The organism is Nocardiopsis halophila DSM 44494 (assembly GCF_000341245.1).
GTDB lineage: Bacteria > Actinomycetota > Actinomycetes > Streptosporangiales > Streptosporangiaceae > Nocardiopsis_A > Nocardiopsis_A halophila.
In genome coordinates, this window is sequence record NZ_ANAD01000145.1 from 1 (window position 1) to 7,688 (window position 7,688).

The window sequence follows — 7,688 nt, forward strand, 5'->3', positions numbered from 1 at the left end:
CGCCGTCGAAGTGCACGTCGCCGTCGGCGAGCGCGGCCAGCGGGGGGACGAACCGCATCACGGTGCCGGCGTTGCCCACGTCCAGGCGCACCGGGCCGCGCAGCGTGGCCGGGGTGAGGGCCCAGTCGTCGCCGTCCTCGCGCACCCGGGCGCCGAGGGAGCGCAGGGCGTCCGCCATCAGCTCGGTGTCCCGGCTGCGCAGGGGGCGGCGCACAGTGGCGGGCGTGTCGGAGAGCGCGGCCAGGACCAGGGCGCGGTTGGTCATGGACTTGGACCCGGGCAGCGCGACCTCGGCGTCCACGGGGCGTTCGGCGGTGGGCGCGGGCCAGTGCGGTGCGGATGCAGGCATGACACCAGCCTAGCCGCCGGGTGCGGGGGGCCTGCCGGGTTCGTCAGGTCGCGGCGTGCGAAGCTGGCCGCCCGGGGGGACACGGTCACGGCGACGGGAGGCCGACGATGGTGGCAGGAGCGCGTCACAGGGACAAGGAGCACGGCTACGACGTGCGCGTCCGGTGGACGGGCAACCGGGGCGAGGGCACGGCCTCGTACCGGGCCTTCGGGCGCGACCACGACGTCGAGGCCGAGGGGCGGCCGCTGCTCAAGGGGTCGGCCGACAAGGCGTTCCGGGGCGACCCCGAGCGTTGGAACCCGGAGGACATGCTGGTGGCGGCGCTGAGCGAGTGCCACATGCTCTCCTACTTCGCCCTGGCGGTGGGCGCCGGTGTGAACGTGGTGGCCTATGAGGACCGGGCGACGGGGACCATGGTCACCCACGCGGACTCCAGCGGCGAGTTCACCGAGGTCGTGCTGCACCCGGTGGTGACAGTGGCCGACGCGGCGATGGTGGAGCGGGCGCGGGAGCTGCACGACAAGGCGCACCGGGCGTGCTTCATCGCCAGGTCGGTGAACTTCCCGGTCCGCAACGAGCCGGAGATCCGGGTGCAGGAGGGGTAGGCGGGGNGCGGGGCGCGCCGCATGCTCAGGAGCGCTCCAGCAGGTCCCGGCCGAGCCCGGTGGCCGAGTGCAGGGCGCGGCGCCCCTCGTGGCGCGTGTGGACCAGGCCGGCGTTGCGCAGCACGTTGAGGTGCTTGCTGACCGTCGCCGGCGACACGGCGGCGACGCCCGCCAGGCCCGTCGTGGTCCGGCCGCCGCCGTCGCCCACGAGTTCCAGCAGGCGGGCCCGGGTCGGTCCCAGGAGCGGTTCCAGGCCGTCCGGGCGCTCCGGCGGGCGGGCCCAGTCCGGGGCGCGGTCGACCGGGTACACCAGCACCGGCGGCAGGTCGGGGTCGGCCGGCATCACCGGGCGGGCCCAGCAGAAGAGCGAGGGAACCAGCAGCAGGCCGCGGCCGCCGAGGCGGACCTCGCGGTCGAAGGGGTAGTCGGCCTCCAGCACCGGCGGCCGCCATCGCAGCGTCGGGGCGAGCGAGGACAGGAGCCCTTCGGAACCGCCGCCCCGCAGTGCGCCGAGCCGGCCGTGCAGATCGGCCTGCACATGGTCGCGGACCCGGTTCCAGTACGGGGAGAGCGCCCCTCGGCGGTAGGCCCGCAGGGCGTCTCCCAGGGCCCGCAGCGCCCCGGACCCTCCCTCGGCGAGGGGGAGCTGCGGCGTCGGTGCGCGCACCCGGGCGGCCATGATGTCCAGCTCCCGCCGGATCCGCGGGCGCGGTGTGGACAGCACGTTCTCGATGGCCTCCTCCGGGTCGGCGGCGGGGGCCGCCGGTGTGAGGAAGTCCGGGCAGTAGTTGGCGTTCGGGGCCAGGGCCAGCAGGGTGCGCAGCGCCCGCTCGTCCGCCCCGCCGTCGGCGAGCGCTCTGCGGACCTCGCCGCGCCAGGCGCCGAAGGCCACGGCGCCCTGCCGGTGCTGGAGCAGGTGGAGGCTGTTGACGGCCTCCCACATCGGATCCGGGGCGTCCGCCAATCGGACGCGCGCGAGATCGTCCCGGGTGAAATGGATACGCAGTCCGCCGCCTTTAGCTGACATGTCGGACATCTCCAATTCGAGTGGCCGCGTCCGGCCACGATGTCGCGTCAAGGAAAACGTACACCCGTAGCGGGTCCCGGATCCCCAGGATGAACCTCGACCCCGCCGTGAATTCGTTCGGGGGCGGGGTGGACCGACGGGAAGGGGAACGGATGGGCACGGCGCCGAAGTCCGCGACGCCCGCGCCCGGACCGGCGCGCGCCGCGGTGCGCAGGGCGGCGCGCACGGCCGCTCCGGCCGTGTTGGCGCTCCTCATCGGCTCGGGGGCGGTGGCCGCGTGCTCGGCCCACGGGGGAGGGCCGGGCGACGGGCAGGGGGATCCGCGCGCCGTGACGGACGGAGAGGAAAAGCTCCTCGAACGGGCCGAAGAGGTCCTCCTCCGTGAATGTATGGAGGATCACGGTTTCGAATACCGGATCACCGAGGACGAGACCCCGCCCGAAATCGGGAAGTTCCCCTATGTTATCGACGACCCGGAATGGGCGGCCGAACACGGCTACGGGTCGGGGCTGCGGAGAAAGGTCGCCGAACTCCGCGAAGAGGACCCCAACCAGCGTTATTTCAACGCCCTTCCCGAGGACCGGAGGCAGGAGGCGCTGCGTGCCGCCAACGGGCCGAGCCCGGTCGGCATCGAGGCCACCACCCCCGACGGGATGGAGCTCGGCCGCAGCGACCAGGGGTGCCGCTCCCAGGCCCAGCGCGAGCTGTACGGGGACCTGGAGGGGTGGTTCCAGGCCACGACCACCGTCGACGCCCTGGAGAACATGCGGCGGGACCGCGTCGTGAGCGATCCGGCCTATGAGGAGGCCGCCGCCTCCTGGTCGGTGTGCATGAAGGAGGCGGGGCACGACTACACGACCCCGATGGAGGTCCGCCGGTCGCTCCCGCCGCCGGACGACCCCCTTCCCGAGGACGAGGAGACCGCCCTGGCGGTCGCCGAGGCCGAGTGCGCCCAGGAGACCGGCCTGGGGGACACGGCCGACGAACTGGACCGGCAGTACGGCGACGAGCTCCGGCGCGAGCACCGCTCCGCCGTGGAGGAGCGGCGCCGGCTGCAGTTGGACGCCCTGCCGCGGGCCCGCTCCGTGACCGGCGAATCGGAGGAGGGCTCCGGGCAGGCGTGAGCCGGGCGCGCATCCGCCCCGGCCGTCAGAGGGACCGGCCGACAGGCCGGCAGAGGAACACGCGAAGGAGAGAACGATGGCCATCAAGCGCATGCTCGCCGTGACCGGCGCGGTCGCCGCGGCGACCCTCCTGTCCGCCCCCGCCGCCCAGGCCGAGGAGGCGGTGCCCCAGGCCGCGCCGGCCCAGGCCGAGGCGCAGGCCGACGGCAAGCTGCACGTCTACACCGGCTACAACCGGACCGGCTGGTGCGACGCGTGGGCGGGCAACGCCAAGAACTGGGGCGACTGCCGCAACCGCGTCTCGTCGCTGTGGAACAACGGCTACCCGGGCAGCTACGACGACGTCTGGGTCTACTGGGGCCTCAACCACTCCGGCGCGCGCCGGGGCGTCTACAACGGCGTCGTCCTGAACAACCTGAACAAGTGGGACTTCGACGCCAACACGGGCGCGGGCTCCGGGCAGGCGCTCAACAACAACATCTCCTCCCACCAGTGGACCAACCTCCCCTAGCACGGTGACCGGAGCGGCCGCCCCGGCCGCTTCGGACGCCATGCGGACGGGCCCCGGCCGCCCGCGCGCCCCCTCGGCCGGGCGCCGGGGCCCGCCTAGGATCGGCGGCATGGCCACGAGCGATGCGGCGACCCCCGAGGAGTACCTCGCCGAACTCCCGGAGGAACGCAGGGCGGTGCTGGCCGAGGTGCGGCGCACCGTCCTCGACAACCTGCCCGAGGGGTACGAGGAGGGCATGGACTTCGGGATGATCGGCTACCACGTCCCCCTGGAGCGCTACCCGAAGACCTACAACGGCCGTCCGCTGGGCTACGCGGGACTGGCCGCCCAGAAGAACCACAACGCGCTGTACCTGATGGGGGTCTACGGGCCCGAGCAGGAGGAGTTCCGGGAGGAGTGGCTGGCGACGGGCAAGCGCCTGGACATGGGCAAGGCGTGCGTGCGCTTCAAGGGGCTGGACGGCGTGCCGCTGGACGTCGTCGCCCGCTGGGTGGCCCGCTGGCCGGTCGACGACTTCATCGCGCGTCACGAGGCGCTGCGCGGCGCCCGCCGATGACCGGCGGGGGCGCCCGNCGTGCTCTCGGCGTTCTCTCGGTGCCCCGGCCGCCGCCCGCCTCGCTCAGGAACCGTCCGGCACTTCGAGCAGCTGGAAGCCGGCCCCTTCGGGGTCGACGATGGCGGCGATGGTGAACCCCCCGAGGACCATCGGGCCCATGACGGTCGTGCCGCCCGCCTTGTTCGCGGCGGCGACGGTCCCCTCCACGTCGGTGGTGGCGAAGTAGGGGATCCAGTGGGGAGGGATGTCCTGCGGGTAGCCCTCGTCGCCTTCTTGGTCGAAGACGCCGCCGAACCCGGTGCCGTCCAGGCTGAGGACCCGGTAGCCGGAGCCCTCGGCGAGGTCCCAGCCGAAGAGGCGGGAGTAGAAGGCGGAGGCGGCGTCGACGTCGCGGGTGTGCAGGTCGACCCAGCAGAGCGTGCCGGGCTCGCCCATGGCCTCGGCCCCGGTGAAGTCCCTGGGCTGCCAGAGCTGGAAGGCGGCGCCGGTGGGGTCCACGGCGACGGCGAAGCGGCCTTCCTCGAAGACGTCGAGGGGGCCGAACAGGACCGACCCGCCGGCGTCCCGGACGGTCTCCAGGGCCGTGTCGACGTCGGCCACCCGGAAGGAGACGTTCCAGGCGACCGGCTGGTCCTCCCCGTACAGCGGGGTGACGGCGGCGACGCGGCGCCCGCCGAGCGAGGCGATCGTGTACCCGCCGGCCTCGGGGCGGGGGTCGGTGGCCAGGTCCCACCCGAACACCTGCGCGTAGAAGTCCCCTTCCCGGGCGGTGTCCTGCGCCCCCAGCTCGACCCAGCACGGCCCGTTGACCATGGGTTCCGTCGTCATGACAGGTTCTCCTCCGTCAGCGGTGGACTCGTGCCCGGATGCTAGGCGGCGGGGGCGACATTCCCCGGGAGACGCGCCGGGAGCAGTCCGCCGAGGTCAGAACGCCTCCTCGGCTCGCTCCCGCAGCCGGTCCAGCTGCTCCCAGTGCCTCTTCGTCGCCCGTGGGAGTATGCAATACGGACCCTTGGTGCGCGGACACGTGAACGGCCCCGCCCGGGGGCGGGGCCGTCGGTGCACCGTCAGGCGTCGAGCTTGTCGGCGATGCGCGTGACCAGGTCTTGGAGATGGGACATCCCGGTCTTGAGAGTGCTGACGTCGTCCTTCAGAGCGCTCACGTCGGTCTTGAGCGTGGCCACGTCGCCCTTGAGCGTGGCCACGTCGCCCTTCAGAGTGTGCACCTCGCTCTGGAGTTCGGCCTGTCCGGATTCGAGGCTGTCGAGGCGGCCTTCGACCGCGTCGAACCGGAGGCCGATCTGGCGGAACCCCTCGCGGGTCTCGCGGCGGTGCTCCATGAAGGCGTCCGCGAGGGAGTTGATCCGGTGGTCGGTGTTGAGCTGCTGTGCCTGAATGCTCCGCTTGTCCACGGAGCGTTCGATGAAAGCGGCTTCGAGGTTGGTGAGCCGCTGTTCGATGCTGGGCATCGGGGTTTCCCCTTCCGGAGGGAAGCAGGTGGTCACAGGTTAGCCGTGATGCTGAAGGAGGGGGCGCCCCCGTGCGGGGCTGTGGAGAACCGTCGGGTGCGACGTCTCCCAGGCTCTCCCGCCGGTCGGGGGCGTCCCTCAACCAAGCCCGCTTGTCAGGACCTGTCACCTGACGTCATGTCCCGTTAAGGGGCGTCTGGAGGTGAATAACGTCGTCCTATGGAGATCGATCTCGAGGGGGCGGGAGCCGCTGTACGAACAGATCGCGGCCGTCGTGGCGGCCCGCATCGCCGATCGGACCTACGAACCCCGGCGCCGGATCCCCTCGGAGGCCGCGCTGTGCGAGGAGTTCTCCGTCTCCCGGCCGACGGCGAGGGCGGCGGTGAAGCTCGTGAACGACCAGGGGCTCACCGTGACGGTGCGGGGCAAGGGCACGTTCGTCGCGGAGACGAGCGCGGGGCATGGCGACTGACCGTCAACGGATGGCCCCGGGCAGAGTACGGCCGTGAAGGCGCCCTCATTGCGGACTCACGTCGCGCTCCAGCCGGACCACCGGAAGACCTCGATCAGGATCACGGGGCCGGTCGGAGGGGCGGCCCGGTACTCGCGGTAGCGGTCGAGCAGCTGTGCCAGAGCGCGGTCCCTCGGTTCGCCCTCGTGGACGACATACGCCGTCCCGTCAGCCCTCGCCCACCAGAGCCGGCTCCACTCGTCCGAGTACTCGTCGGCGAGCAGGCAGACCTTGGGGTTCTGTTCGATGTTGGACAGGCGCTTCAAACGCATCGTCGACTTGGGCTTGTGGTCGATCGCGATCGCCGCGGTGTCCCCCTCGACCGCGAACGTCACGGGGACGCAGTGCGGCTGTCCGTCGGCCGAGACCGTGGCCAGCCGCGCCACCCGGCTCTCGATGAACGCCGTGCGGGCCCGTTCGGATGTCCATCGCACCCGCCGACCATCGCACGGGGAGCGGCCCCGGTTCCAGGAGGAGCGTGTCCGGGGCCGCGTTCAGGGGTGAGCCGGTCAGACCCCGACGCCTCGTCGCATGGCGCGGGTGCCGAAGGTCAGGCCCAGTGCTGCGACGGCGGCCGCCGACAGGGCGCCCCAGCCGATCGCCGGGTCGGTGAACGACCCCGCGAACAGGGTCCGCATCGCTTCGGCGATGTGGGTGACCGGGTTGACCGCGGCCACGGTCTGGAGCCACTGCGGGCCGAAGTCCATCGGCAGCAGCACCCCCGACAGCAGCATCAGCGGGAACACCGCCAGCTGCGTCACCCCGTAGAACAGCTCACCGCTCGGGGCCGACACCATCGCCAGCAGGAACGACAGCGCCCCCAGCCCCACCCCGAACACCGCGAGCAGCAGCAGTCCCGCCAGCACGCCCAGCGGGTACAGCTCGAAGCCCAGCGGGATCGCCAGCAGGACGATCAGCACCGCTTGCACCAGCAGCACCGAGAACTCTTTGAGGGCCCTTCCGATCAGCATCGCCGTGCGGTTCAGCGGGCTCACCAGCATGCGCTCCATCGCGCCGCCCAGCAGCTCCACGAGCAGGTTGTAGCCGGCCATCATCGGCCCGAACAGGCACAGCATCACCAGCACCCCGGGGACGAACCACTGCCACGAGCCCCCGGCCGCGCCTCCTCCCGCGCCGACGCCTCCCAGCAGCGGGCCGAAGAAGAAGAGCAGTAGCAGCGGCTGCCCCATCGTGAACAGCATCCCGAGCGGGTCCCGCACCGACGGCGTGACCTCCCGGGTGTAGACGGTCGCCACGTCCCGGACGAAGGAGGCGGCGGCAGGGCGGGCGGGCCCGGAGCCGGCGGCGGTCGTGGCGGACAGGGACGGTGCGGCCATCAGGCGGTCTCCTCTTCGTTCAGGCTCCGGCCGGTCAGGGCCAGGAACACGTCGTCCAGCGTCGGCCGCACCCCGCGCGCGGCGGCGACCTTCACCCCCGCCACGTCCAGGGCGCCGAGCAGTTCCGGCATCGCCGCGTCCGCGTTCGGGACCGCGACGGCCAGGCCGGTGCCGGCGGGGGCGGGGGGGGGGGGGGGGG

The 7,688-nt window shown here is 72.7% G+C and carries 10 protein-coding genes and 2 pseudogenes; 5 read left to right on the forward strand and 7 right to left on the reverse strand.

Translation table 11 applies throughout. The features are described 5' to 3' along the window. A pseudogene (locus D450_RS30455) lies at nt 1-349 on the reverse strand (3-phosphoshikimate 1-carboxyvinyltransferase); the annotation flags it as partial. Nucleotides 350-456: 107 nt separating this feature from the next. Between D450_RS30455 and D450_RS0117240 the strand changes: the two are divergent. Then, nucleotides 457-954, forward strand: a complete 498-nt coding sequence (locus tag D450_RS0117240; protein ID WP_193789671.1) for an OsmC family protein — start codon at nt 457-459, stop codon at nt 952-954. Between the two features lie 25 nt (nt 955-979). On the opposite strand, the gene D450_RS0117245 is transcribed toward D450_RS0117240, so the two are convergent. Continuing rightward, the gene (locus D450_RS0117245) at nt 980-1,981 is read right to left on the reverse strand and encodes an ArsR family transcriptional regulator (RefSeq protein WP_051063612.1); all 1,002 of its coding nucleotides are present in this window, start codon (nt 1,979-1,981) and stop codon (nt 980-982) included. A 152-nt stretch (nt 1,982-2,133) separates the two neighbouring features. Between D450_RS0117245 and D450_RS30460 the strand changes: the two genes are divergently transcribed. The 3 genes from D450_RS30460 (at nt 2,134) to D450_RS0117260 (ending at nt 4,172) form a co-directional block, all read left to right on the forward strand. Then, on the forward strand, nt 2,134-3,105 hold the full coding sequence (locus D450_RS30460; protein ID WP_152520861.1) for a hypothetical protein: 972 nt from the start codon (nt 2,134-2,136) through the stop codon (nt 3,103-3,105). A gap of 76 nt (nt 3,106-3,181) precedes the next feature. After that, nucleotides 3,182-3,616 carry a hypothetical protein gene (locus D450_RS0117255; RefSeq protein WP_017539902.1) on the forward strand — a complete coding sequence of 145 codons (435 nt, stop codon included), beginning with the start codon at nt 3,182-3,184 and terminating at the stop codon, nt 3,614-3,616. A 109-nt stretch (nt 3,617-3,725) separates the two neighbouring features. Beyond that, nucleotides 3,726-4,172: a DUF1801 domain-containing protein gene (locus D450_RS0117260; RefSeq protein WP_017539903.1), complete on the forward strand. Its 447-nt coding sequence runs from the start codon at nt 3,726-3,728 to the stop codon at nt 4,170-4,172. 63 nt (nt 4,173-4,235) lie between these two features. Here the strand turns inward: D450_RS0117260 and D450_RS0117265 are convergent, their stop codons facing one another. Together D450_RS0117265 and D450_RS0117270 are read right to left on the reverse strand one after the other, a co-directional pair. After that, nucleotides 4,236-5,000, reverse strand: a complete 765-nt coding sequence (locus tag D450_RS0117265) for a VOC family protein (RefSeq protein WP_017539904.1) — start codon at nt 4,998-5,000, stop codon at nt 4,236-4,238. A gap of 239 nt (nt 5,001-5,239) precedes the next feature. Further along, nucleotides 5,240-5,641, reverse strand: a complete 402-nt coding sequence (locus tag D450_RS0117270; protein ID WP_017539905.1) for a hypothetical protein — start codon at nt 5,639-5,641, stop codon at nt 5,240-5,242. A gap of 202 nt (nt 5,642-5,843) precedes the next feature. Here D450_RS0117270 and D450_RS0117275 point away from each other — a divergent pair, with 202 nt between their 5' ends. Then, nucleotides 5,844-6,113 carry a GntR family transcriptional regulator gene (locus D450_RS0117275; protein WP_017539906.1) on the forward strand — a complete coding sequence of 90 codons (270 nt, stop codon included), beginning with the start codon at nt 5,844-5,846 and terminating at the stop codon, nt 6,111-6,113. A gap of 56 nt (nt 6,114-6,169) precedes the next feature. On the opposite strand, the gene D450_RS0117280 is transcribed toward D450_RS0117275, so the two are convergent. From D450_RS0117280 to D450_RS30465, 3 genes and pseudogenes are all read right to left on the reverse strand, one after another. After that, nucleotides 6,170-6,586, reverse strand: coding sequence for a TIGR03668 family PPOX class F420-dependent oxidoreductase (locus D450_RS0117280; RefSeq protein WP_017539907.1), 417 nt, complete (start codon nt 6,584-6,586; stop codon nt 6,170-6,172). Nucleotides 6,587-6,661: 75 nt separating this feature from the next. Then, complete coding sequence (locus D450_RS0117285) at nt 6,662-7,489, reverse strand: ABC transporter permease (protein WP_017539908.1); 828 nt, start codon at nt 7,487-7,489, stop codon at nt 6,662-6,664. Then, nucleotides 7,489-7,688 (reverse strand): annotated as a pseudogene (locus tag D450_RS30465) (ABC transporter); the annotation flags it as partial. The pseudogene D450_RS30465 and the gene D450_RS0117285, both read right to left, overlap by 1 nt.

Bases quoted from the DNA above. Each gene is read 5' to 3' on its own strand.
- D450_RS0117240 (WP_193789671.1), top strand. From the start codon at position 457: ATGGTGGCAGGAGCGCGTCACAGGGACAAGGAGCACGGCTACGACGTG.
- D450_RS0117245 (WP_051063612.1), bottom strand. From the start codon at position 1,981: ATGTCAGCTAAAGGCGGCGGACTGCGTATCCATTTCACCCGGGACGAT.
- D450_RS30460 (WP_152520861.1), top strand. From the start codon at position 2,134: ATGGGCACGGCGCCGAAGTCCGCGACGCCCGCGCCCGGACCGGCGCGC.
- D450_RS0117255 (WP_017539902.1), top strand. From the start codon at position 3,182: ATGGCCATCAAGCGCATGCTCGCCGTGACCGGCGCGGTCGCCGCGGCG.
- D450_RS0117260 (WP_017539903.1), top strand. From the start codon at position 3,726: ATGGCCACGAGCGATGCGGCGACCCCCGAGGAGTACCTCGCCGAACTC.
- D450_RS0117265 (WP_017539904.1), bottom strand. From the start codon at position 5,000: ATGACGACGGAACCCATGGTCAACGGGCCGTGCTGGGTCGAGCTGGGG.
- D450_RS0117270 (WP_017539905.1), bottom strand. From the start codon at position 5,641: ATGCCCAGCATCGAACAGCGGCTCACCAACCTCGAAGCCGCTTTCATC.
- D450_RS0117285 (WP_017539908.1), bottom strand. From the start codon at position 7,489: ATGGCCGCACCGTCCCTGTCCGCCACGACCGCCGCCGGCTCCGGGCCC.